The following is a 24,616-nucleotide window of genomic DNA, read 5'->3' as shown; positions in this document are numbered from 1 at the left end:
CAAAACACATATTCTGTCCACAGCGGTAACAACGTTGTGGAGACTGACAGGGAAGTCGCCTGATTTTAAGGCGTAAATGGATTTGTCCCTGAACAGCTTCATTAAGGACACCAACCGCAGGGCGGCAGGTGAGAAAGTGGGAGGATATGGAGGTTTTATTGATAGGAAACGGCCGGCTGGTAGAGGCTTTGATAGACAGGCTGAACAAAAACGGCGACAGGGTCTATCTGCTCACCGGACAGAGGGAAAGCAGGCATCTGCGGCAACGTGTGTTTGAAAAATATAACTTCTCTTATGATAACGACAGTGTAAAGGATATTTACGACAGTATTAAGCCAGATATCACCATATTTGCCGGCGCCTGGGACAGTCACTTCAACTGGCAGAAAGCCCGGCAGGAGTCGGTACGCTATACGGCGGCCCTTATCAACATTTTGACCGCCTACTCCATGCTGGGGAGGGGGAGGTTCATTTATTTTTCCTCGCAGGAGGTGTTTTCCGGCTCCTTTCCTCAAAACCTGCCGGAGTCCTGGAAACCGGCCCCCAAGAATCTGCGGAGCATGGCCATCGCCCAGGGTGAGGAGATCTGTGCCAACTACCGTCAGAACCAGGGGCTGGACATCCGGATCCTGCGGCTGGATCACCTGTATTGCGTGCCGGAGAAAGGGCGCCCGGAGGCGGATCCCTGCGGTGTTATGTGTATGCAGGCGCTGAAGAGCGGGAAAATCTTCGCCAGCGACCGGGACGTGTTCTCTATGCTCTTTGTCAAGGATGCGGCGGAGCTGTCTTACAAGGCAATTGCCGCTCCGGAGCTGGCCCAGCCGGTCTACCATATCTCTGCCATGGAGGAGATCAACGGTGTGGAGCTGGCTGAGCTGATCCAGGATGCCATGGGCAAGGGAGTCGAGGTCGTGGAGGAGTCGGTGGGCGAGGTCCACCGGGTGGTTCTGGACGGGTCCGCTTTCGCGGAGAAATTGGGACAGAAAATTTTCACGCACTATCCCGAGGGCGTCAAGCAGGTGGCCCAGTTTATGAAGCGCCACCGGGAGTCCTTTATCCAGGCAGAGGATGCCGGGGGCAGCTGGGCGGCCCGGCTGCTTCACCGGGTCCGGGTTATACTGGCCGCGCTGGTCCCCTATGTGGAGAATATTCTGTGCTTTGTCGGGGTGTTCTTTCTGAACCACTATACCGCAGGCAATGGCTTTTTCGACCGGGTGGATTTTTTCCTGCTGTATGTGTTGCTGTTCGCGGTGACGCTGGGGCAGCGGCAGGCGGTATTGTCGGGTCTGCTGGCATCGGCAGGGTACTGTTTACAGCAGATGTACTACCGCAGCGGATTTGAGGTGCTGCTGGATTTTAACCTCTATGTATGGATGGCTCAGATTTTTATTGTGGGTATGGTAGTGGGTTACATAAAAGATCAGCTCCACACCATAAAGCAGGAGAGCCAGGATGAGATCGCATACCTGGAGAACCGGCTGGAGGATCTTACCGAGATCAACGACAGCAATGTACGGATGAAGGAGAACTTTGAGGTTCAGCTGGTAAACCAAAAAGACAGCCTGGGTAAGATCTATGATATTACCTCCATTCTGGAGCGGCAGGCCCCGGAGGAGGTCCTCTTTACCGCGGTGCAGACGCTGGCTCAGCTGATGGAGTGTGGGGGAGCGGCTATCTATACCGTGGCCAACCGGGACTATGCCCGTCTGTTCTCCTCGATCTCTCGGGAGGCCAGGAGCCTGGGGAACTCCATTAAATACTCCGCCATGACCGAGATGTATCGTGAGCTGAAGGAGCGGCGGGTGTTTATCAACAAGACCATGCAGGAGAAGCTTCCGCTGATGGCCAGCGCGGTCTACAGCGGGGAGGAAATGCAGCTGATTTTCATGCTCTGGGGCATTCCCTGGCAGCGCATGACTATGGCGGAGGCCAACCGGCTGGCGGTAATTGGACAGATGGTCCAATCTGCAGTGGTGCGGGCTACCCGGTATCTGGATGCGCTGAGCAGCCAGCGGTATGTGGATGGGACCCGGCTGATGGCCGGGGATGCCTTCCGTCAGCTGGCAGGGGCGTTCCTGCGGGCACGGGATCAGGGACTGACTGAATGCGCCCTGCTGGAGATTCCGGTGTCCGGCAAAAGCCGGTCTGCCGTAGTGTCCGCCCTGAGCGAGGGGATCCGCCAGTCGGACTATATGGGGTCCGACGGGGGAGACACGGTGTATATACTCCTGTCCAATACCAACGAAGAAAACGCTGGCCTTGTGATGGAGCGCTTCCGGGCTGCCGGGTACAACAGCAGCCTGCTCAAGGAGGTAGCACTGTGAACTTGATAGATTTGATAGCCGCAAGGCTGACAAACCTGACATGGGAAGAGCGGATGTTTGTCCTTGTGTGGCTGGTGAATCTGGTGGTGGCAGTGCTCTACCTGCTGGTGGGGGCGCTGATCGTCTCCCCCCTGCGGACCAGGAAGGAGCGCAAGGCCAAGGTGGAGGTGCGCCATGACAACCGCCGGACCTATCTGGTGCGCTTTTTGATAATGGTGCTGTGCCCGGTGGTGGGGCCGCTGTTCTTTGTGTTGTCCTATGTGTTGTTCCGTCTGCCGCTGTGGATGCAGCCCCACCTGGAGGATGTGGTGTTCAGCAAGGAGCGGGTGAAAACCCATCTGAAGGCCGACGAGGAACGGGAGCGGGACATGATCCCCCTGGAGGAGGCCCTGTTTCTGAACAAGGGAAAGGATCTGCGTATGGTCATGATGAATACCATCCGCGGGGATGTGCGCTCGGCGCTGGGGGTTATTCTGCTGGCGCTGAACAGCGAGGATCCGGAAACCGCCCACTACGCCGCGTCGGTCCTCAGCGGAGAGCTGGATGAGTTCCGCGACAGAGTGCGGCGGCTATGCCGGACAATGGCGGAAGAGGAGGAAGAGCAGACGGCTGCAGAGCTGGAGCTGCTCTCCTATATGGACGGCTTCCTCAAGCAAGGGGCGTTTGTGGGACTGGAGCAGAAAAAACAGGTTCGGGTGATGGCATCAGCGGCGGAGTCCCTTTTTGGCAAGGATGCCGCCCAGCTCACCGTGGCCCACTATGAGAGCGTCTGCCTGCGTCTTATGGAGGCAGGGGAATTTGACAGCGCGGAGCAGTGGTGCCGGCGTCTGGTAGAACAGTATCCGGACTGTCTGGCGGCCTATACGTGCAGGCTGAAGCTGTACTTTTCAACGAAGGATCGGGAGGCGTTTTTTACCACCATGTCCGCCTTGAAGCAGTCCAAGGTCGTCATTGACCAGGAGACGCTGGAGCTGATCAAGGTATTTGGAGATCAAAGAATTCAGATAGAGAGCGCCCCGAAGCAGGAGACACAGGCGGCAGGGGCGTAGCGGGAGGAGACAAATGGTATCGCGCCGGAACTTCTTCTCAATCGCGGTGATTATGTTTGTCGTATTATTTATGTTCCAGTTCACCAATGTAGCGCTGGAACTGTGGAACGACTATGGGGACAACGAAAACGCAGTGGATTTGTCAAGCCTGGCGTCCAAAAGCAGTGTATTCACGCCGGACAATCTGAGTGGAGAGACACCCTGGGGGACCACACGGCCGGGGGTGATGTTTGTCGGCAGTGCGGACAGCGCCGCCGGACAGGTTGCGGCCAGCTGGGCGGCCTACACAAAGAGAGGCTTTCACACCAGTACGCATTTGGCGCAGTATGCGCCAGGCGCGGAAGTCCCAGAGCTGATGGTGCTGGACGGTGCCGGGATGAATTGGAATGACAGCACATGCCAGACACTGCTGGACTGGGCCGGGGCTGGGGCGAATCTGGTGCTGGCAACTTTGCCGGGGCCCTCTGTCATCCAGGAAAATCAGGCTCTGCGGGAGCTGTTGGGAATCTATGAGGTCCGCGCCCAGCGTACCGTGGTGGAGGGCCTTCATCTATATGAGGGCTTTCTTTTGGGCGGGGAGATCATCTACCGGAGCACGGATCAGGAGAAAAATGAGTGGCGCCAGGATCTGGAGCTGGAAATGCCTTGGTATATCCTGGACTACGGTACAAAGGTGTACATGAAGGGGCTCCCCACCGGGGAGGAAAAGGTCGAGAATCACCCTGCCGTGATCTGGCGGCGGAGCTTGGGCGGCGCTTATGTGTTCGCGGTGAACGGCAGGTATATGGAGGACGCCGCTGGGCTGGGGATTCTGTCCGCCATGGCGTCGGAGACCAATAGCTGCAGCGTCTATCCAGTGATAAATGCCCAAAATCTGGTGGTTGCCAATTATCCGGGCCTGGCTTCGGAGAACGGCGCCGCCCTGCAGCGGTATTATAGTATGTCCATGCGCGGACTGTATCAGGATGTACTGTGGCCGGATCTCACCGCAATCTATCACCGGGGAAATTTGGGCCTGTCCTGTATGATGTCCGTACAGTTTGACTATGACGACGACCGCCGGCCGGACGAGAGACGTTTTGTCTATTACATGAAGCTGCTCAATGAGCTGGGGGCAGAGCCGGGGCTGTCCGCCGGCAGCGTGTCCGATACCCCTGTTACCAGCCGTCTGGCGGCGGATTTTGAGTTCATGAACTTTGCCGGGCTGGAGTACCCGTTTACCTCTCTCTACGGCGGGGATCTGACGGAGCAGGAGCTGTCGGAAGTCTTGGGCTGGGGCGATCTGTTCATGATGCGCACAGTGGCGGTGCCCTACGATGGCAGCAGCCAGGTGGTGGGCTACCAGGCGGAGCAGGTCACCCGGCAGATGGCCGTTACCGACGGATTTCAACACACCTTTATGGCGGATTTCCGGGTGCGGAGCTTGGAGACGGCGCTGGGGTACACCAGTGTAATGGTGGACGCCGCCCGGCCGGTGTATCCCAGCAGCAAGGACGACACCTGGGACGTACTGTCCCAGCGGCTGACTTCTAATGTACCTGGCGGTTGGAAAAAGTTCGAAGCCTTCGACGCCACTACGGTTTCTGAGTGTGATGGGCGTATCCGGGACTTTCTCGCGCTGGATTATGCTTACAGCTATGAAGGAACTCAGGTATCTATCCAGCACAGCGGCAGCGGGCCGGCGTGGTTTCTCCTGCGCGTTCCAGGCAGAACGGTTGTCAATGTGGAGGGTGGAAGCCCCCGTCAGGTGGAGAAAGGCGTCTATTTGCTCGAAACCCAGGAGCGTAGTGTGACAGTGACGCTGGGTGCGGAGTATCCGGACTGACCGGAAATGTTCCAACAGACCAGCAGGGGGAGAGGGATCTATGCGCATTTGTATCGTAGTAGAGGGGTGCTACCCCTATGCCGTGGGCGGCGTGTCCAGCTGGGTGCATAGCATCATCCAGTCCTTTTCGGAGCACGAGTTCATGATTGTGACGATTATACCGGATCACTCTCAGCGGGGAAAATTTGTGTATACCCTGCCGGACAATGTGACCGAGGTACATGAGCTGTATCTTCAGGATACCGACTGGGGCAGGCGGCGGAGGGGGCGGATCAAGCGCACGGAGTATAACGCCCTGCGCAGCCTGCTGCTGGATCAGCGGATAGACTGGGAGACGCTCATCAACTTTTTTCAGAAAAAGCGCCCTTCTCTGAACAGTTTGCTCATGGGGGAGGACTTTCTCCACGCTGTGGAGGAATTTTATCAGCTCAATTACAGCCAGGTGGTGTTTTCTGACTTTCTTTGGATGATGCGATCCATCTACCTGCCCCTGTTTTTCACGCTGAAGATGAAGCTGCCCGAGGCTGACCTGTATCACTGCCTGTCCACCGGCTATGCCGGGGTGCTGGGCAGCGTGGCCAAATATTTGTACGGCTGTCCGCTTATGATTTCTGAGCATGGCATCTATACCCGGGAACGGGAGGAGGAGCTGGTCAAGGCAAAGTGGGTGCAGGGATTGTATAAAAATGTGTGGATCCACCAGTTCCGAAAGATGTCCCGGCTGGCGTATGACCGGGCGGATCTGGTGACCAGCCTGTACGAGGAGGCCCGGCTTCTCCAAATAGAGTTAGACTGCCCGGAGGAGAAGACCTTAGTTACCCCTAACGGCATTCGGGTGGAGGATTTTCAGGATATCCCAGGCAGGACGGAGGAAGACGAGGGCTGGATCAATGTGGGAGCGGTGCTGCGGCTCACCCCCATTAAGGACGTAAAATCTATGATCCAGGCCTTTGGCTTTGCTAAAGAGCGGGAGCCTGCGCTGAAGCTGTGGATTATGGGACCCTGGGAGGAGGGCGATCAGTACGCCCAGGACTGCTTTGAGCTGGTAGAGGACATGGGCCTTCAGGACGACGTGGTGTTTACCGGGCGAATCAATGTTAAGGAATACCTGGGGAGAATGGATATGACCATCCTCACCAGCATCAGTGAGGGCCAGCCCCTGACCATTCTGGAGAGCTTTGCCGCCCACCGGCCAGTCATTGCCACAGATGTGGGAAACTGCCGCGGGCTGATTATGGGAGAAGGGGATGGCTTTGGTGCGGCAGGTATTGTCACCCATATCATGAATCTGGAGGAGATCTCCCAGGCGATCCTCTACCTGGCCCACCGCCCGGAGGACCGCCGGAAAATGGGGGAGGCCGGATACCAGCGGGTGTCCGCCAAGTATCGGAGTGAACAGATGTACGAGACCTATCAGCGCATTTACAAGGACTTTTTCCAGAAGGAGAGAGACAGGAACCGGCAGACAGCGGGCGTAAGCTGAGAAGCTGTACCAACCGCCGTGGTTCTTAACGGCTTTGCCGAAGACAGCTTTTGAGAGGCGGCAAACGGGACTACTGGCCGGGAATGAGAAAGGAGGCGGAAAAGATGGCTGGCATTGGCGTCAGACTGAACAAGTTTTTTCAGAAAAGATCCCTTACGGCAGGACTGGCGGGTGTGGCCTACGGCTCCTGTCTAACAGTGGCGCCCATGGTATTGGTGATTGGCGTCTTGCTGTTGATGGAGTGGATTTTGGGGTTTGATACCCTGGATTACTACACCAGGGAGCTGTTCTCCTGCACAGTTTTATATATTTTCATCTTTGCTCTGCTCTCCGCCGCGCCCTTTAACTCCGTGCTGTCCAAGTATATGCAGGACGCCATCTTTGAGGAGCGCTATCAGGATATTTTGCCCTGCTTCTATGTGGGGCTGCTGCTGAACATTTTTTTCAGCTGCCTGCTGGGCATTCCCTTCTGCCTGTGGGAGCACTTTGTGGGGGAAGTGCCGGTGGCCTATGTGTTCACCGGCTTCTGTGGATTTATCTGCCTGGTGCTGGTCTTCTACTCCATGCTCTACCTGTCTATCTGCAAAGATTATGGAAGGATATCGCTGTTCTTCCTTGTGGGTATGACGGTTTGCTTTGTGCTCGCTCTGATACTCCATTTCTGGGTGGGCTGGGGCATTACGGAGAGCATGTTGTTCTCCATGACGATTGGCTTTTTTGTGATTGCGGTGCTGGAGTACGGCTCCGTCCGGCGGTATTTCGTGGAAAACAGCAACCGGTTCTGGCCGGTGCTGGGGTATTTCAGACGGTACTGGCATCTGGTGGCGGTCTATCTCTTCTATACTCTGGGGCTGTACATCCACAACTTTGTATTTTGGACTACGGAGATGCGCATGGTAGTGGCCAGGTCCTTTGTCTGCAACCAGCCCTATGACATGGCGTCCTGTCTGGCCATGTTCACCAATATTTCCGCCACGGTTATCTTTATCGCCCGGGTGGAGATGTTCTTCCATGACCGCTATAAGGCCTATTCTGAGGCGGTGATCGGCGGCCGGTTGTCGGATATTCGCAACGCCAAGCGCAAAATGTTCCGGGAGATTGCCAACCAGCTGATGGATTTGGCGCGGCTTCAGTTCATCATCTCCGTGGTGGTGTATCTGCTCTTTGTGGTGGTGCTGCCTCGCTTCGGGTTTGCGGGGATGATCATGCGGATCTACCCCTGCTTGGCGGCGGGATACTTCATTCTGTTCCAAATGTACGCGGAAATTCTGTTTTTGTACTACTTTAAAGATATGTGGGGGGCCATATTCACTGCGGTGAGCTTCTGTCTGGTTACATTCCTGGGCAGTCTGGCGGCGACACACCTGCCGGAAATCTGGTATGGGATCGGCGTGGTGGCGGGTTCCTTTACAGGCTGGACAGTGGGATATTTCCGGCTGCGCTGGACAGAACGGCACATGGACAGACAGGTATTCTGCCAGGGCAGGCTGGTAAAACGGGGCCGGGGGAAGCGTCTCCCAACTCAGGTGTATCAGCAGAGAGCGGAGAAGAGAGAGGGGACGGCATAGAGATGACAGTTATGATAAGAGGGGTGATCGTAGGGAGCGGGCTGCTGCTGATGGCCGCCAGCTTCCGGTTCCATGCCGGGAAAAAGATGACGTCAGATCTGGCGGCGGTCTGGTGTCTGCTGGGTCTGGCGATTGTAACGGTAGGAGCGGTTCCGGTGCTGTCCCGATGGATTGATCTCATTTCCATGTGGACAGGGATTGCGTTGCTCTGCGTGGGAGCGGCCGGCCTGGTGGGGGCGTTTCGGATTTGTCTGATGCTCTCAAAACTGATAACGGAAAATCAGGAATTGGCCATGATGGTGTCTCTTCTGCTGGCGGAGCACAGGCAGCAGAAGGGGTGGGAGGACACAGACCCCGCTGAGATAGGGGAGGGCCATGAAGAACATACTGTTTGTCATTAACACCCTGGGGGTGGGCGGGGCGGAACGGGCCCTTCTGGAGCTGCTGGACACTTTGGACAGCGGGACCTGCACCATTGACCTCTATGTCCTGCTGGGCCGGGGAGAGCTGATGGCACAGGTGCCGGAACATGTGCGGCTGCTGAACGGCGGAGTGGACAGCGGGTCGGTACAGGACGCCGCCGGACGGCGGATGCTGGCCGCTGCGGTGGCCTCCAGCTTCTTTCGGAACGGGAACTGGGCAGGCAAGCTGGGCAGCGTTCTGCGGGCCCTGCCGCCGATGCTCCGCCGCCGCCGTCTGCGGCTGGATAAGCTGCTGTGGCGGGTGGTGTCCGACGGGGCGGTCCGGCCCGAGCGGGAATACGACACGGCGGTGGCCTGGATTGAGGGCGGCGCGGCTTACTTTGTGGCGGATTACGTACGGGCAAAGAAGAAGCTGGCCGTGGTCCACATCGACTATGAGAAAAGCGGATACACCCGGGCAATGGATCAGAACTGCTGGGCACAGTTCCAGAAAATTTTTTTGGTGTCTGAGGAAATAAGGGAACCCTTTCTGCGAGTATATCCCGAGTGCCGGGACAGGGTGCAGGAGCTGCCCAATCTGGTCAACCAGGAGAAAATCCGCCACCGGGCGCAGGAGCCGGGGGGCTTTGCCGACGGCTACAGCGGGATGCGCCTGCTCAGTGTGGGGCGGCTCACCTATCAGAAAGCGTTTGAGATTGCCATTGACGCCATGAAGCTGCTCAAGGACGCCGGCTATCAGGCCCGGTGGTATGTGCTGGGGGAGGGGGACCTGCGGGGAAAGCTGGAGCGGAAGATCGCCGCCCTGGGGCTTGAGAAGGATTTTGTGCTCCTGGGGGCGGTAGAAAACCCCTACCCATATTACGCGCAGGCAGATATCTACATCCATGCCACCCGGTTTGAGGGGCGGAGCATTGCCATTCAGGAGGCACAGACCTTGGGCTGTCCCATCGTGGCCTCCGACGTCAGCGGCAACCGTATTCAGATTGTCCAGAATCAGGACGGACTGCTGTGCTCCCTGGAGCCGGGCGCCATTGCTCAGTCGATTGGGGTTCTGCTCAGCGACGATACCCGGCGTAAGCGTCTTGGCCGGGCCGCCATGGCAAAACAGACCGCCACCCAAAAGGAAATTGTAAAGCTGCTGGAATTTTGAACGGAAGAAGGGCCCAGCCTATGGAGAAGCGGGAGCTTCTGATTATCATGCCTGCCCACAATGAGGAGGCAAACCTTCCCCGCCTATTGGACCAAATGGAGGTGGAGGGCATTCCCCAGATGGCGGATGTGCTTATTATCAACGACGCCTCAGAAGACGCCACGGCCCGGATTATCACAGAGCGGGGCTACCATTCGATAAATAATGTGTTTTGCCTGGGCTATGGGGGCGCGGTGCAGGTGGGATATAAATATGCGGTCTGGGCGGGCTATCAGTATGTGATCCAAATGGACTCGGACGGACAGCATGATCCCTGCAATATCCCAGTCATCTACGACCGGCTTGTGGAACAGGACAGGGAAGGCGTTCGCCCGGACCTTGTGCTGGGCACCCGGTATTGGGCGGGTGCCAGGGACTTTACGCTGTCTCCGGCCAAGCGGCTGGCCCATAAAATGTTCCGGATCCTCATCCGGCTGATGACGGGACAGGTGATTACCGACCCCACCACCGGCCTGCAGGGCCTGAACAGAAGGGCGTTTTCCTGTTTTGCCCAATATAATAATTTCGACACAAAGTACCCGGACGCCAACATGCTGATGCAGATGCTGCTGCTGGGGTTCCGGGTGGTGGAGGCGCCCGCCGTGATGCACCCCCGCACAGCGGGGAAGAGCATTCACTCCGGGCTGCGGCCTTTGTGGTACATGATCCGGATGCTGCTGAGTACACTGGCCATTGCGTTCCGCATCAAGTTTTTGAAGATCGGAACAAGAGACAGGCAGGTTTGATAATACCGGGGAAGAGGGTGATCGCTTGGATATTACAAACACGCCATACTGGATTTTAGAATTCATCAAGGTATTGCTGGGCTATTTAGTGGTGGAATTTCTGTGGCCCCGGCTTGTGTTTAACCGTCATTTGAGCGGGAAGTCCATGCTCTATCAGTTCAGTTTCTGCGTCACAGTACAGACAGTGTTGATTAATACCGTGGTGCTGGGACTGGGCTTGCTTCACATTTTGAACCAATGGGTTGTGCGCACCGTGTTCTGGGGAGTCCCGCTCATCCTGCTGTACCGGCGGCTGGGTGTGACAGAGGAAAAGGCGGTGTCCTTTGCCGACAGGCTGTTGGTGTTTCGGTTCAAGCTGCTGTTCAAGCGGCTGGCTTGGGCCGCGGCGGACCGTGCGCGGCGGCTGTGGCGCTCAATACGGCCCCATCTGATGGAATACCTGCTGCTGGGGGGCGTTGCGGTATACGCCCTGATTTACCTCTCCTGGGGAGCGTTTCAGACCTGCTGTTATGGTTTTGGAGATCAGTACGTTCATCATTCTTGGTGCTATGGGCTTATGGAAGGGCAACCGTTTTCTGGAGGAATTTATCCAGAAGCTATGCACTGTTTGCTCTATACCATCAATACCGTATTGGGTGTACAGATATTTAGTCTGGTGCTATTCTTTGGAAGCATACAGGGGGTAGTTTTTTTGATTGCCTCCTACTGTTTGTGCCGGGAACTTTTTGGCTGGCGGTATACACCTATTTTGATGCTGGCTGCTTTTATACTACTTGTTGCCATAGGTGGGGTAGAAGTTACTGGCATGGCACGTCTACAATTTACCCTCCCCCAGGAGTTTGGCTTTGCGCCGCAGATGCTTTGTGTTATGTACTTCATTCGCTATTTAAGGGCAAGGGAAGTTCAAAAACCGTTTGGAAGTGGGCGGTTGGCTGGTTTCTTTCTGGAACCAAATCTGTTTCTCTTTATGATGGCGTTAGCGGCAACAATTGCCTCCCATTTTTATCCAACAATTACGGCCTTTTTTATGTGCCTTGGGGTATCTATATTTTACTTACGGAGAGTATTTTCTAAGAAACGGTTTTTGTCTTTGGCATTAGCCGTATTATGCGGAGTGCTGATTGCGGTAACTCCTATGATGGGAGCGCTGGCGTCTGGTATCAAATTTCAGGGTTCAATGGGCTGGGCCCTGAATGTAATTCAGGGAACTGGCGAGGAGTCACGTCAGATTTGGCAGGAGACGGAACATGTAGGACAGTCCCAACAGGGTGAACATCCCTTACCATCTGGAAATAAGATAGGTACCGCATTGGGCAAGGGATTTCAAATATTATGTCGAGGATATGCGGAAGTAATCGGAACAGAACGGACTACGTTTTACGTTATTCTACTCCCGGTTATTTTGTTGGTCTGCCTATTGCTGAAATTTATTATACATCTACTAAAAGGTACAATAGCAGACTGGACAGGAAAAGAGGGGATTAATCTAAACTGGCTTGATGGATATTTCCTTTTGGTGATAATGTTTTTCATTTTAATGCTAGTATACATTGCGCCGTACTTAGGTATTCCAGAGTTAATTTCCGGTGTGCGTATAGCCAGTACCCAGAGAATTTTGTTTTTTGCGGTGGCGGCAATTCCGTTAGATTTTGTATTCATCCTTTTGGCGGTCTGGTTGAAAACTGTTGTACTTCGCGGGATTTCCGTTTTTGCTCTCTTAGCCATTTGTGTATGGGCATCCAGTGAGAAAAATTATCATGGGTATCTGTACTATGAACTGAGTCGCTATCGTATCGCGGTAGAGGTTATGGAGAGTATTATCAACACCTATCCCGATTTTTCGTATACTGTGGTATCACCAACAGATAGTCTTTATCAGGGAATTGAAAACGGGTGGCATGAAGAGCTGCTAATTTTTATTCGACAGACTGCTGAGGAGAGATACTTCCTTCCTTCGGAGTATGTATTCATTTTTGTAGAGAAAAGACCGTTGGAGTATGCACAAAGATACTTTTTTACGGGTCCATCCTGGTTAGCTTTGGAAAAACACGCGGGAGAATGGGGGAGCCAAGCACCAAATGTCAAATCCTCTGAGATTTCCAAAGAGGAAGCGGAGAAAGAATTGATGGATCTTCCTGTTCCATTTCAATGCTATACGAACTGGGAAAGCCGTACCATTATTGAATCGAAAGCCTATTACTGGTGCCAGCGGTTCATAGAGCTTTACCCCAATGAAATGAGCGTATACTATGAGGATGACAGTTTTGTTTGCTACTACTTCCACCAAAACCCGCATTCTCCCTTTAATCTGGCCCTTCATGGAAAAGATTGATGCGGATACGTAGCTGCATTGCTGCCGTTGTGGGCCTGCTGCTGTTCCTGGTTGTCTGTGGGGGGTGGATGGAGTTGCGGAGCGTGGAAGTGCGGGCGGGGGATTTTGAGGAATCCAACCGGCCGCTGGCGAACCCGAACCGAGGGTTTTACCGGATTTACGGGTTTCAGATCACCGATGAGGAGATGGACTATCCCGCTCTGGTGGGGAAGTTTTACAGCTGGGACACAGACACCACCCTGGCGCTGGTGGAGATCAACCTGATGGAGTACCGGGAGGGGGAAATCAGTCCTGCCGGACTGCAAAATCTTGACGCCCTGCTGCGCGCTCTATGCGCAGGGGACAAACAGCTGATAGTGCGCTTTCTCTACGACTGCGAGGGAAAAAACCGGCAGACAGAGCCGGAACGTCTGGAGGTGATTCTCCGCCATATGGAGCAGGTGGGGGAGCTCCTCCGCCGGTATGAGGAGAAGATATTCACCTTGCAGGGCCTTTTTGTGGGGGACTGGGGGGAGATGCACAATACAGACTATGAGTCCGCCGCTGAGCTGCGCCTTCTGGCCCAGACGCTGGCCGGGGCCACCGGGGCTTGGCTGTCCGTGCGTACACCGGCCCAGTGGCGGCTGATTACCGGGGACGGGGCTGACCTCCGTCTGGCGGTACGGCTGGGGCTGTTTAACGATGGAATCATGGGCAGTGAGGGCGATTTGGGTACCTATGACATGGCGGCCCAGGCAGATCAGCGCCGGACCCGGGTCCAGGAGCTGGCGTTTCAGGAGATCCTGTGCCGCAGTGTTCCCAACGGCGGCGAGGTGGTAGTGGAAAATCCATATAACGACTTTGAGAACGCGGTACAGGACCTGGAGCAGATGCGGGTTACCTATTTGAATCAGGATTATGACGCCGGGGTACTGAAAAAATGGGCGGACGCCAGGGTGAGCGAGGAGGGCTGCTTCCATGAGATGGACGGCCTGTCCTATGTCGAGCGGCGTCTGGGCTACCGGCTGTTTATCCGTGAGGCGGCGCTGCGGAAGGATCTGCTGCGGCGGCAGGTAAATGTGAAGGTTATCGTCCAAAATGCGGGGTTTGCCCCGCTGTATGCGGAGCCGGAGGTAATTCTCACCCTGCGGGACGGGGAGGGCCGCCTGATAGGGCAGTACCCGGCAGAGCATAGCCTGCGGACGCTCACCGGCGGGCGGGATACGGAAAAGACCTCGGAAATCCGGGCGGCCGTCTCTGTTGAGGGACTGCCGAAGGGTTCTTATCAGCTCTGTCTTGACCTAAAAGACCCTGCCTCTGGGGAGAATATCCTGCTGGCCAACACGCAGGACAGGGATCTCAACGGCTATGTTCTGGGGGAGATTCAGATACTCCACTGATGGGGGAGGCGCGGAATGATCGGAAAGCGGGGAGCGAAAAAAGACACTCAGGAGAGAAGCCGGGCGGAATATTCCGCTATTAATGCCACTGTGGCAATGGTCACCCAAGGAATCTCCGTTGTGGTGGCCTATGCCGGCCGGGTTGTGTTCACCCATACGCTGAGCCAGAGCTATGCCGGTATCAATGGGCTGTTTACAGACATTCTGGGCATACTCGCTCTGTCAGAGCTGGGAATTGCCTCGGCTATGAATTACGCCCTGTATCGTCCTGCCGCCCAAAATGACATTCCCAAAATACAGGCTGTGATGAAGCTGTATAAGCGGCTGTATCTGGGGGTGGCGGCTTTTGTGGCTGTGATCGGCTTGGGAATGCTGCCCTTCCTCCACCATCTGGCAGGCGACTTGTCCGCCATTGAGCACCTCAAGCTAATTTATCTGCTGTATTTGGGAAATTCAGTGGTATCCTATTTGCTGACCTACAAATGGAGTGTAATTACAGCCTACCAGCGGGAGTATATTGTCTCTCTTTGGTCAACCACGTTTTTTGTGATAAGAGTCTGTATTCAGATGGCGGTTTTGCTTATTACAAAGAATTATATCGCATATCTTTTGGTGATTATTATAGGCACCATACTATGTAATGTGTATATTTGCCGTCAGGCGGAGCGTATGTACCCCTACCTGCGGGAGAAGAATGACAACGAGCTGCCGCGGGAGGAGAAGCAGGAGATCAGCCGGAATATCCGGGCCTTGGCCCTGCACCGCCTTGGGGCTGTGGTTATCAATAATACAGATAACCTGCTGCTCTCCCGCCTTACGGGGATTGTCAATGTGGCGATTTACTCCAACTACTATCTAATCATCAGCTCAGTCCGGCAGGTACTGGACCGGATTTTCCAGGGAATCGCTGCCAGCGTCGGCAATTTGGGGACCACAGAGGATCGGGATGAGCTGGAGCCGGTGTTCTACACGGCCTTTTTTACCGGTCAGTGGATCTACAGCCTGGCGGCAATCTGTCTGTATGAGCTGCTCTGCCCATTTATTGCACTCAGCTTTGGGACGCACTATCTGTTTGGCCGCTCCACTGTGCTGCTTCTGTGCGTCCTGCTGTTTTTGCAGGGGATGAGGAAGACAGTGACCACATTCTGGTACGCGCTGGGGATGTTCTGGCTGGACCGGTACAAGGCGCTGGCAGAGGCTGTGCTGAATCTGGTCATCTCTATCCTCCTGGGAGTGCGTTATGGGGTGAACGGCATCTTTATGGGGACGGTTTTGAGTATGCTTCTGGTGCCGGTATGGATGGAGCCTTACCTGTTTTTCCGCCACTGCCTGAAAAAACCTCTGGGGCCATTTATCCGGAAATACGCCGTGTATCTGGCGGTCATTACGCTCACCTGGTGGCTGGTGGATACCGTCTGCGGCTTGGTTACGGGAGGGATGGCCGGCGTTTTGATTCTGCGGTTTGTGATCTGTGTGCTGACAACCAACGGCGTGTTTCTGCTCGCCCATGTCCGGCGGCAGGAATTTAAAAGTATGGTCTGGCTGGCGAGCTCTCTGGTCAAGCGGAAGAGGGGAGACAATAAGTCTGAACGCTCAGAAAAAAATTAGGACAACAGCCAGATAGGAGAGGAGAATGCCGATGCAAACATTCTTCAAGCTGATTCAGCTTTTGGAAAAACCACAGAGAAAATATTTTGTGCTGTTTGTGCTGTTGAGTCTGCTCAGTCCGGCGGTGGACCTGTTTGGCGTATCTCGGATTATACCGGTGATTCAGCAGCTTTTTCAGTCAAATCTCTCAAACCAGATGATTGTTCAGATTGCGCTGCTTGCCGGCGTCCTTTTGCTGGCGGGCGTCTTCAACCTGCTGAAAGTACGCTGCTCCGCCGGGTTGAGGGTAGATGTTGCCCACAAATGGTCCTTAAAAATTTACGCGCTGTATGAGGAAGAAGAGCTGCAGGATCACAATGAAAAGAGTATTGCGCAGGCCATTAGCAGTGTGCGGACTGACCCTGCCGCCTGTGCCGGTATGCTTTTCTTGTATGTGGATTTGGCGGTTGACCTGCTGGTTGCCGGGGCGTACTCCGTGATGCTGATCTATATCGCGCAGGGAATTGGCATTGTCAGCTGCCTGGCTATCGCACTGTCAACGGCGGCATTCTATTTGTTTGGCTATGTTTATGCGGTTCGCTGCGGCGAAAAAAAACGAAGGCTGGAAATCAGGGCCACCGGACTGGTATCCGTGGCTTATGGGTCCTATAAGGAGCTCAAAGTTGATTCCCGGAAGGGAAAGCTGCTGGAAAAGTATCGCAGAGTTAGTGAGGAATGCGCCAAGGCACAGAAGGATTTCACGTTGCTCAAGGGAGCACAGAATGTTGTGATCCAAAACCTCATGCAGGTGGTATTGCTGCTGCTGCTGGCAGTCGTTTTGGCGGTTGGGGTGGATTTAGCCCAGGTTCTGCCTGGAGCGGTGGTTTATATTACGCTTTTGAGCCGGCTGCTTCCAGTTTCCAATCGAATTTCGTCGGCATTGACGGAACTGCAATATGCGTCTGAATATTATAAGGCGCTCAAGGAGTCGATGGATCGGTATGACGCCATACGGCGGCTTCAGGCGGAAAGAGCAAACTTACGGGAGAAACGGGTCACATTGAACTGTGGTATTCGTGTAGAAAATCTGAGCTTTCACTATCCAAATGGAAAACAGATTTTTGAAAACGCCTCGATTGAGATTCCGGCTGGCCGCTCAGTCGCCATTGTGGGGCCCTCCGGGGAGGGAAAGACCACATTTTTAGATTTGATTTTGGGGCTGCTGCATCCGCAGTCAGGACATATCTGGTATGACGATCTTGACGTTGTAGAAGGAAAAGACGCTCAGGGTCTGTGCCGGGCGGATATTGGAAATGTGGTCAGTTATATTCCCCAGACTGTCTACTTAAATGATGATACCATCCGCAGCAATGTAGCCTTTATGGTGGATGAGGATGAGGCGCGGCTGATTGAGTGCCTGAAGTGCGCGCAGATTTGGGAGGATGTCCAAAAAATGCCAGATGGGCTGGATACACTGATTGGCCGGAATGGTACCGCAATTTCCGGTGGCCAGCGCCAGCGTATTGCACTGGCCAGGGCGTTATACAAGCAGTTTGAGATTTTGATTATGGATGAGGCCACCGCGGCGCTGGATACGGATACGGAAAATGCGGTATTGGATTCCATTCGAAAGATACAAGGGGACAAGACGCTTCTGCTGGTGACGCATCACCTTAATCTGGCCAACGAATGTGAGTATGTCTACCGTCTGGAAAACCGAAAATTAGTAAGAGTACAGTAGAAAAGTTGTCTGCCATGAAGGGGTACCAATCGCTGAAGTATACAGATCTGCGAGCCAAAACCGCCGCTGAAGCAGGAATACTTTGATATTCCAAAGATTTTGCACAGCCAGGGGCGATTTTGGCTCGCAGGGATGGACACTGGGGCGATTGGTGCCCCTTTTTAGATCAATGTAATAAAGTCCGCGCTGGCCCAGCCGGTGAGTCCGTCAAACTGGACCACATACCAGTTTTTCCACTGGCCCAGGATGGACAAGGGGGCGCCGTCGTAGGCGTGGGCCAGAATCTGAGCGGTGGGGTCAGGACGGTCGCGAATATTAAGGTAGCCCCAGTTTACGTCCACAACCGCAGGCCGGGCGGGAGAGGGCTCCAGAAAGGGAAGGGAGAAGTACTCTGTCAGGGCCATCACAATGCTGCGGGCGATGGGGTCTAGGTTGCTCTTGATCCAGGCGGCATCGTCGGGGTTGTCGTGGTAGCCCAGCTCCAGGAAGACAGAGGGGGCCTGGACCCGGCGAACCTCTCCAATGGCGGTGGTGGATCGAGCCTGGACCAGGTTTGGCAGGGGATAGACAGTTTTCAGATTTTCCGCAACCAGATTGGCGGCGGTCTGCCCCTCGGTGCTGCCGGGAAAGTAGAAGACCAGGATGCCCCGCAGCTCTCCATAGCGGCTGTCTGGGGCGGCGTTGGAGTGGAGGGCGAGATGGAGATCGTAGTTTCCATCATTGGAGGCCCGGATGGAAGAAGCGGCGGTCATCTCCGGTGTGTTGCGGTCAAAGCGGATGCCGCTGGCGGAGAGATAGGGCTCCATCCGATCGGCGAGGCGGTTCATCCACTCTTCTTCTGTACCGCTGTTGACATACAGATTATTTTCCTGGGTTGAGGGGGAAAGGTACAAAATGGGCATAAGAAATTACCTCCTTTTTCCCATTATATGAGGAAAAGGAGGCAGGGTGCAGGGGCTCAGCTGTGTTGCACAGTGCGGATGCGCTCTGGCCAGGTATAGAGGTTCATGCGTTCCCCCCGGATGAAGCCGGTGAGGGTGATGTGGTGCGTCTGGGCAATCTGAATAGCCCGGCTGGTGGGAGCGCCCTTGGACAGCACAATGGGAATGCGTGCCCGGGCGGCCTTGTCCATCATATCGGCGGACAGCCGGCCGCTGACCGCCAGCACAGCCTGGCTGAGGGGGAGAGCGTGGAGCAAAGCGTGACCGATGACCTTGTCCACCGCATTATGCCGGGCCAGATCCTGCCGGGAGAGGAGGGGGTGGTCGGGCCAGTAGAGGGAGACGCAGTGGACTCCGCCGGTGCGCTGAAAGAGGGCGGAGGCAGTGAGGTTTTGGCTCATCAGCCAGTAGGCTGTGGAGGCCGGCAGGGTAAGGGGCGGTTCCTCCTGCGGCGTCTGGGGACAGGCGGGGGAGAGGGAAACCGAAACCCGGCTCCAGTCCGGCGCGGGAGAGAGGGCGCAAATCTGCTCCGAAGCGGAGATCAGGCCCCGGCTGTATAGATTGCCTGCCACCAGCTCCTCCAGGTACTCCGGCGAGCAGGACAGGGAGAAGGAGGGCACGCCGTTTACCTCCACCTGGAGGGTGTGCTCCACCACCACCTCGTCCTGGCCGGGGACGGCGGCGTCTCCCTCCGCCCGGGTGACAGGCAGCCATTGAGACAGGAGAAATTCACTCATAGACCGTTACTCTCAATCCAAAAAATAGGCCGCAGGAGCTTCTTTTGGCTCCCGCGGCTGTAGTTATGCTCAGGCCTTCTCCAGCCGGATAGCGCAGACTTTGTACTCCGGAATACGGGCGTACTTGTCCAAGGCAGCGTTAGTGATCCAATTGGGGTTGCCGTCGGGGAAATGGAAGGGCATCCAGGTCTCGCCGGGGGACACCTTGGCGCCCACCCGGGCCACCGAGGTAATGCTGCCCCGGCGGGAGGACACCTTGACCTTGTCGCCGTTGGCGATGCCCAGGCGGACGGCGTCCTTCTCATTGACCTCGATAAAAGAGGAGCCCTCGATTTCCATCAGTCCCTGAGTTTTGCCGGTCATGGCGCGGGTGTTGTAGTGGTAGAGAATGCGCCCCGTGCTGAGAATGAAGGGATATTCGCTGTCGGGGAGCTCAGCAGAGGGGACATACTCCGCAGGATAGAACCAGCCCAGACCACGAGAGAACTTGCCCACGTGAAGGATGGGGGTGCCGGGGTGGTCCTTAGAGGGGCAGGGCCACTGGAGGTACTCCCCTGCGTCCAGCCGGGCGTGGCTCATACCGCCGAAGCTGGGGGTGACAGAGGCAATCTCGTCATAGATCTCCGCGGCGGTGAGGTGGGGCTGGGGGTAGCCCATCCGGTTCATCAGATCGATGAAGATGTCGGTGTCCAGCCGGGCCTCGCCGGGGCTGTTTACTGCCTTGCGCACCCGGCACTGGCGGCGCTCTGTGTTGGAGAACACGCCCTCCTTTTCCGCGTAGCTGGCGCCGGGGAGGATAACGTCGGCGTATTGAGCGGTTTCAGTCATGAAAAGCTCCTGAAGGACGAAGAAATCCAGGCTCTCCAGGGCCTTGATTACATGGCTGGTATCGGGATCGGTGACAACCGGATCCTCACCGAAAATGAACAGGCCCTTGATTTTGCCCTCAATGGCGGCGGGGAAGACGTCAGTGGCGTGGAGACCGGGCTTGTGACTCAGGGGCACACCCCAGGCCTTCTCAAATTTTTCCCAAACCTCGGGCTTGTCAACCTTCTGATAGCCGGGATAGTCCCCAGGCATACAGCCCATATCGCAGGCGCCCTGGACATTGTTTTGGCCCCGCAGGGGGTTGACGCCGCAGCCCTCCCGGCCCAGCTTGCCCACCAGCATGGCCATATTGGACATGGACATGACGCCCTCGGTGCCGGTAGAATGCTCAGTGACCCCCAGGCAGTAGATGATGGGGGCTCTGTCTGCCCTGGCGTACAGTAGCGCCGCGGCCCGGAGGTCCTCCGCGTCGATATGGCAGATCTCCGCCACCCGCTCGGGGGTGTACTCCTTCACAATGTCCCGCAGCTGCTCAAAGCCCTCAGTGCGCTGGGCGATGAAGTCCTTATCCTCCAGTCCCTCGGAGAGGATTACATTCATGATGCCGTTGGCAAAGGCTACGTTGGTGCCGGGCCTGAGCTTGAGGTGGATGTCGGCCTGTTTGGCCAAGCCGATATCTCGGGGGTCCACCACAATGAGCTTACACCCCCGCTGAACCGCCTGGCGGATCTGCATTCCCACCACAGGGTGGGCCTCCTCCGGGTTGGAGCCCACCAGCATGATGACATCGGGCCTTTGAGTGATGTCGGCGATGGGATTGGTCATGGCGCCGGAACCCAAGGTCATGGCCAGGCCGGCAACAGAAGCGGAGTGGCAGACCCGGGCGCAGTTGTCGGTGTTGTTGGTGCTAAAGCAGGTGCGCACCATCTTCTGGAGCATATAGCAGTCCTCGTTGGGAGAGCGGGAGCAGGCGAACCCGGCCAGAGAATCAGGGCCGTACTGCTTTTTCAGCTCCATAAATTTAGAGGCGACGAGATCCAGGGCCTCATCCCAGGTGGCCCGCTCAAACTTGCCGGTCTGTTTGTTTTTGATCAGGGGATATTTCAGCCGCTCCGGGGATTGGACGAAGTCAAAGGAGCCGGACCGGCCCTTGACGCACAGCAGGCCCCGGTTGGACGGGCCGTGATAGGCCTCAGTGTCCACGATCCTGCCCTCCCCGTTGACCAGCAGGTAGTACTGGCAGCCCACAGCGCAGTGGGGACAGGTGGTGAGCACCTTTTTTTCCACCTGCCAGGGGCGGTAGTTCCATCTGCGCTTGGAGGTAAGGGCGCCGGTGGGGCAGGCGGCCACACAGTTGCCGCAGGATTCACAAGAACTCTCCCGCCAAGGCAGGCCGAAGGGGGGGCTGATTACCGAGTCAAAGCCCCGCTCCATAGTGTCAATGGCGCCGCAGCCTACAATCTTGTGACAGGTGTTGACACAGCGATGGCACAGAATGCACAGGTTGGGGTCATAGGTAAAAAAGGGGTTGGAGTCGTCCACCGGCAGCTGGGACATTTCACCGGGGCAGGAAGTCTCCTTTACCCCATACTCATAGCACAAATCCTGGAGCTTGCAGCTGCCGTTGGAGGGGCAGGAGAAGCAGTTGGTGGGGTGGTTGGACAGCAGCATATCCAAAATACCCCGGCGGGCGCTGACGACCGCCTCAGAGCGGGTTTGAATCTGGTCCCCCTCAGCGCAGTGGGCGGAGCAGGCGGTGTCCAGTCTGGTCCGGCCCCGGTTTTCGATCTCCACGGTGCAGATGCGGCAGGAGCCGTCAGGCATCAAGCTCTTGATGTGGCACAGCGTGGGAATATTCACCCCCGCCAGCCCGGCGGCCTCCAAAATGGTGGCGCCCTTTTCCACCTCCACCGGGATGCCGTCGATTGTGACATGGATCAAACTCATGGTAACTCCCTCCTCTTAATCCGCGGAAATGGCGTTGACCGGGCAGCCCGCCTGGCAGGCGCCGCACCGAATACACTTGGCGGCGTCAATGGTATGGGGCTGTTTCGCCGCGCCGGAAATGGCGGAGACAGGACAGTTTCGGGCGCACTTGGTGCAGCCGATGCACTTGTCCGGGTCAATGGTGTAGACCTTCATAGCCTGGCACACGTGGGCGGCGCACTTGTGGTGCGAGATGTGTTCCCCGTACTCCTCACGGAAGCGTTTGAGGGTACTGATTACGGGAAGGGGGGCGCTCTTGCCCAGGCCGCACAGGGAGTTTTTCCGCACAAACTGAGCGATTTCCTCCAGTTTGTCCAGATCCTCCAAAGTGCCCTTGCCGGCCACAATCCGCTCCAGAATCTCCAGCATCCGCTTGGTGCCGATGCGGCAGGGGGAACACTTGCCGCAGCTCTCCCGCTGGGTGAAGCTCATGAAGAAGCGGGCTACCTCTACCATGCAGGTGTTCTCGTCCATGACCACCAGGCCGCCGGAACCCACAATGGCGTCGTAGTTCTTCACCGAGTCAAAGTCCAGGGGCACGTCCAGATGCTCTCTGGTGAGACAGCCGCCGGAGGGGCCGCCGATCTGGACTGCCTTGAACTCGCCGCCGCCCTTGATGCCGCCGCCGATGTCGTAGATGATCTCCCGCAGGGTGGTGCCCATGGGGACCTCAATCAGGCCGGTGTTGGCGATGGCGCCGGTGATGGAGAAGGTCTTGGTGCCGGGGCTGTTGTCCGAGCCGATGGTGCGGAACCAGTCCGCCCCCCGCAGAACGATGTTGGGTACGTTGGCGTAGGTCTCCACGTTGTTAAGCAGCGTGGGGGCGTTCCAGAGGCCGTGGTCTACAGTGCGGGGGGGCTTGGTGCGGGGCATTCCCCGGCTGCCCTCAATAGAGGCGGTGAGGGCGCTGCCCTCGCCGCAGACAAAGGCGCCGGCCCCCCGGTTGACGTGGAGGTGGAAGGACACGCCGCTGCCCATGATATTGTCGCCCAGCAGGCCGGCCTGCTCCGCCTGCTCAATGGCGTAGTTGAGCCGGGAGACCGAGTTGGGGTACTCGGCGCGGACGTAAATGTATCCCTCTGTGGAACCCACAGCATAGCCGGCGATAGTGAGACCCTCAATGAGCTTGTAGGGGTCGCCTTCCATCAGGGAACCGTCCATAAAGGCGCCGGGATCGCCCTCGTCGCCGTTGCACACTACGTACTTGACAGCGGCCTCGGTATGGGCGGCTACCTGCTTCCACTTAGTTCCCGCGGGGAAGCCGCCGCCGCCGCGGCCCCGCAGGCCGGAGCGGTCAATCTCGTCAATGATCTGGGCGGGGGTGAGGTCAAACAGCGCTTTGGACAGGGCATCGTACCCACCCACGGCGATATACTCGTCCAGAGAGACTGCGTCAATACCGCCGCAGTGCTCCAGCACTACACGGGTCTGGCCGGCCATGAAGGGAATATCCTCGGGACGCTGGCAGGGTTTTCCGTTCTGATTTTCATAAAACAGCCGCTCCACCGGCTCACCCTTGAGGACAGTTTTTTCAAAAATTTCCTGGCAGTCTTCCGGCCTGACCTTGATGTACTGATAGTGATAGGGCTCAATGCGAACCAGGGGGCCCAGCTCACAGATGCCCTGACAGCCGGTATTGGCCACCCCGATATGGGAGACGTGTCCGCTGCACTCCACCGCCACGTTGGGGAGATCGGCGCACAGCCGCTGCATGGTCTCGTAGACGGCCTGAGAGCCGGAGGCCAGGCAGCCGGTGCCGGCGCAGACCAGAATGCGGCAGTCAAAGCGGCTCAGTGCCTCCTGGGCGGATTCCCGCCGGGCCAGAAGGGCGTCTCGGTTTGTCATACTCATACGCCGGCACCTCTCAATTCCCGCAGCAGCGCCACGGCTTTTTCCGGATCCATCTTGGGGTGGACCTCGTCGTTGACGGTAAGGGTAGGGGCTAGACCGCAGGCGCCCAGACAGGAGACGGTCTCTACCGTGAACAGCATGTCGTCGGTGGTGTGCTTTTTCTCGCTCAGTCCCAGCTCCTTCTGCATGGCGGCCAGAATGGGGGCCGAGTGGCGGACGTGGCAGGCAGTGCCGTCACAGACCTTGATGACGTATTTCCCCTTGGGCTCAAAGGAAAAATTCTTGTAGAAGGTGGCGATGCTGTAGGCCTTGGACTCCTTGACGCCGAGCATATCGGCCACATAGGTGAGCAGTTCCCGGGGGATATAGCGATATTCCTCCTGAATGTCCTCCAGGACAGGTATGATGGCGCTGCTTTTTTTGCCGTAGCGGGCGATGAGCCCGTCCGCTTTGGAAAAATAAGACTGATCTAACATGGGCACTCCTCCTTGTCTCCTGGTGCATAGCTGTGGGGAACAAATTCTCTGTCTAGAATACAACATTTGCGGCGGCTTGGCAACTAAAATTTAGCCTATGCAGTTTAGTATAAAAAGTTCAGTTTCTATATAAAGGAGAAAAAACCGGCCGT

The 24,616-nt window shown here is 56.4% G+C and carries 17 protein-coding genes; 12 read left to right on the top strand and 5 right to left on the bottom strand.

Annotated elements, in window-relative coordinates; genetic code table 11:
- The first annotated feature begins 128 nt into the window (after positions 1-128).
- From D1159_RS12380 to D1159_RS12325, 12 genes are all read left to right on the top strand, one after another.
- On the top strand, positions 129-2,324 hold the full coding sequence (locus D1159_RS12380; protein WP_347563689.1) for an NAD(P)-dependent oxidoreductase: 2,196 nt from the start codon (positions 129-131) through the stop codon (positions 2,322-2,324).
- Entirely contained in the window at positions 2,321-3,373 is a 1,053-nt protein-coding gene (locus tag D1159_RS12375; protein ID WP_347563688.1) for a hypothetical protein, read from the top strand. The genes D1159_RS12380 and D1159_RS12375 overlap by 4 nt, the downstream gene beginning before the upstream one ends.
- Before the next feature lie 13 nt (positions 3,374-3,386).
- Positions 3,387-5,198, top strand: a complete 1,812-nt coding sequence (locus D1159_RS12370; RefSeq protein WP_161845972.1) for a DUF2194 domain-containing protein — start codon at positions 3,387-3,389, stop codon at positions 5,196-5,198.
- 40 nt (positions 5,199-5,238) lie between these two features.
- Entirely contained in the window at positions 5,239-6,681 is a 1,443-nt protein-coding gene (gene pelF, locus D1159_RS12365; protein ID WP_161845971.1) for a GT4 family glycosyltransferase PelF, read from the top strand.
- Positions 6,682-6,785: 104 nt separating this feature from the next.
- Positions 6,786-8,249, top strand: coding sequence for an exopolysaccharide Pel transporter PelG (gene pelG, locus D1159_RS12360; RefSeq protein ID WP_161845970.1), 1,464 nt, complete (start codon positions 6,786-6,788; stop codon positions 8,247-8,249).
- Positions 8,250-8,251: 2 nt separating this feature from the next.
- Entirely contained in the window at positions 8,252-8,650 is a 399-nt protein-coding gene (locus D1159_RS12355; RefSeq protein ID WP_161845969.1) for a hypothetical protein, read from the top strand.
- Positions 8,625-9,821 carry a glycosyltransferase gene (locus D1159_RS12350; RefSeq protein ID WP_161845968.1) on the top strand — a complete coding sequence of 399 codons (1,197 nt, stop codon included), beginning with the start codon at positions 8,625-8,627 and terminating at the stop codon, positions 9,819-9,821. The genes D1159_RS12355 and D1159_RS12350 overlap by 26 nt, the downstream gene beginning before the upstream one ends.
- A 20-nt stretch (positions 9,822-9,841) precedes the next feature.
- Positions 9,842-10,606: a glycosyltransferase family 2 protein gene (locus tag D1159_RS12345; RefSeq protein WP_161845967.1), complete on the top strand. Its 765-nt coding sequence runs from the start codon at positions 9,842-9,844 to the stop codon at positions 10,604-10,606.
- 25 nt (positions 10,607-10,631) lie between these two features.
- Positions 10,632-12,938, top strand: a complete 2,307-nt coding sequence (locus tag D1159_RS12340; protein ID WP_161845966.1) for a hypothetical protein — start codon at positions 10,632-10,634, stop codon at positions 12,936-12,938.
- Between the two features lie 68 nt (positions 12,939-13,006).
- The gene (locus tag D1159_RS12335; RefSeq protein WP_161845965.1) at positions 13,007-14,317 is read left to right on the top strand and encodes a DUF4832 domain-containing protein; all 1,311 of its coding nucleotides are present in this window, start codon (positions 13,007-13,009) and stop codon (positions 14,315-14,317) included.
- A 15-nt stretch (positions 14,318-14,332) separates the two neighbouring features.
- Complete coding sequence (locus D1159_RS12330) at positions 14,333-15,925, top strand: lipopolysaccharide biosynthesis protein (protein ID WP_202621069.1); 1,593 nt, start codon at positions 14,333-14,335, stop codon at positions 15,923-15,925.
- A gap of 25 nt (positions 15,926-15,950) precedes the next feature.
- Positions 15,951-17,645, top strand: coding sequence for an ABC transporter ATP-binding protein (locus tag D1159_RS12325; protein ID WP_161845964.1), 1,695 nt, complete (start codon positions 15,951-15,953; stop codon positions 17,643-17,645).
- A gap of 161 nt (positions 17,646-17,806) precedes the next feature.
- On the opposite strand, the gene D1159_RS12320 is transcribed toward D1159_RS12325, so the two are convergent.
- The 5 genes from D1159_RS12320 to D1159_RS12300 form a co-directional block, all read right to left on the bottom strand.
- Positions 17,807-18,547: an N-acetylmuramoyl-L-alanine amidase gene (locus D1159_RS12320; RefSeq protein WP_161845963.1), complete on the bottom strand. Its 741-nt coding sequence runs from the start codon at positions 18,545-18,547 to the stop codon at positions 17,807-17,809.
- Between the two features lie 56 nt (positions 18,548-18,603).
- Positions 18,604-19,323, bottom strand: coding sequence for a formate dehydrogenase accessory sulfurtransferase FdhD (locus tag D1159_RS12315; RefSeq protein ID WP_161845962.1), 720 nt, complete (start codon positions 19,321-19,323; stop codon positions 18,604-18,606).
- A gap of 69 nt (positions 19,324-19,392) precedes the next feature.
- Positions 19,393-22,092 (bottom strand): formate dehydrogenase subunit alpha, encoded by a 2,700-nt coding sequence (fdhF, locus tag D1159_RS12310; RefSeq protein ID WP_243152268.1) that lies wholly within the window; start codon positions 22,090-22,092, stop codon positions 19,393-19,395.
- A 21-nt stretch (positions 22,093-22,113) separates the two neighbouring features.
- Positions 22,114-23,988 (bottom strand): NADH-ubiquinone oxidoreductase-F iron-sulfur binding region domain-containing protein, encoded by a 1,875-nt coding sequence (locus tag D1159_RS12305; RefSeq protein WP_161845960.1) that lies wholly within the window; start codon positions 23,986-23,988, stop codon positions 22,114-22,116.
- Complete coding sequence (locus D1159_RS12300; RefSeq protein WP_161845959.1) at positions 23,985-24,464, bottom strand: NAD(P)H-dependent oxidoreductase subunit E; 480 nt, start codon at positions 24,462-24,464, stop codon at positions 23,985-23,987. Before D1159_RS12300 ends, D1159_RS12305 begins: the two co-directional genes overlap by 4 nt.
- Positions 24,465-24,616 lie beyond the last annotated feature (152 nt).

This window comes from Pseudoflavonifractor sp. 524-17 (assembly GCF_009935845.1).
Lineage (GTDB): Bacteria > Bacillota > Clostridia > Oscillospirales > Oscillospiraceae > Pseudoflavonifractor_A.
This window is presented reverse-complemented; position numbering and strand designations above follow the sequence as displayed.

Bases quoted from the DNA above. Each gene is read 5' to 3' on its own strand.
- D1159_RS12370 (WP_161845972.1), top strand. From the start codon at position 3,387: ATGGTATCGCGCCGGAACTTCTTCTCAATCGCGGTGATTATGTTTGTC.
- pelF (WP_161845971.1), top strand. From the start codon at position 5,239: ATGCGCATTTGTATCGTAGTAGAGGGGTGCTACCCCTATGCCGTGGGC.
- pelG (WP_161845970.1), top strand. From the start codon at position 6,786: ATGGCTGGCATTGGCGTCAGACTGAACAAGTTTTTTCAGAAAAGATCC.
- D1159_RS12355 (WP_161845969.1), top strand. From the start codon at position 8,252: ATGACAGTTATGATAAGAGGGGTGATCGTAGGGAGCGGGCTGCTGCTG.
- D1159_RS12350 (WP_161845968.1), top strand. From the start codon at position 8,625: ATGAAGAACATACTGTTTGTCATTAACACCCTGGGGGTGGGCGGGGCG.
- D1159_RS12345 (WP_161845967.1), top strand. From the start codon at position 9,842: ATGGAGAAGCGGGAGCTTCTGATTATCATGCCTGCCCACAATGAGGAG.
- D1159_RS12335 (WP_161845965.1), top strand. From the start codon at position 13,007: ATGGAGTTGCGGAGCGTGGAAGTGCGGGCGGGGGATTTTGAGGAATCC.
- D1159_RS12330 (WP_202621069.1), top strand. From the start codon at position 14,333: ATGATCGGAAAGCGGGGAGCGAAAAAAGACACTCAGGAGAGAAGCCGG.
- D1159_RS12325 (WP_161845964.1), top strand. From the start codon at position 15,951: ATGCCGATGCAAACATTCTTCAAGCTGATTCAGCTTTTGGAAAAACCA.
- D1159_RS12320 (WP_161845963.1), bottom strand. From the start codon at position 18,547: ATGCCCATTTTGTACCTTTCCCCCTCAACCCAGGAAAATAATCTGTAT.
- D1159_RS12315 (WP_161845962.1), bottom strand. From the start codon at position 19,323: ATGAGTGAATTTCTCCTGTCTCAATGGCTGCCTGTCACCCGGGCGGAG.
- D1159_RS12305 (WP_161845960.1), bottom strand. From the start codon at position 23,988: ATGAGTATGACAAACCGAGACGCCCTTCTGGCCCGGCGGGAATCCGCC.
- D1159_RS12300 (WP_161845959.1), bottom strand. From the start codon at position 24,464: ATGTTAGATCAGTCTTATTTTTCCAAAGCGGACGGGCTCATCGCCCGC.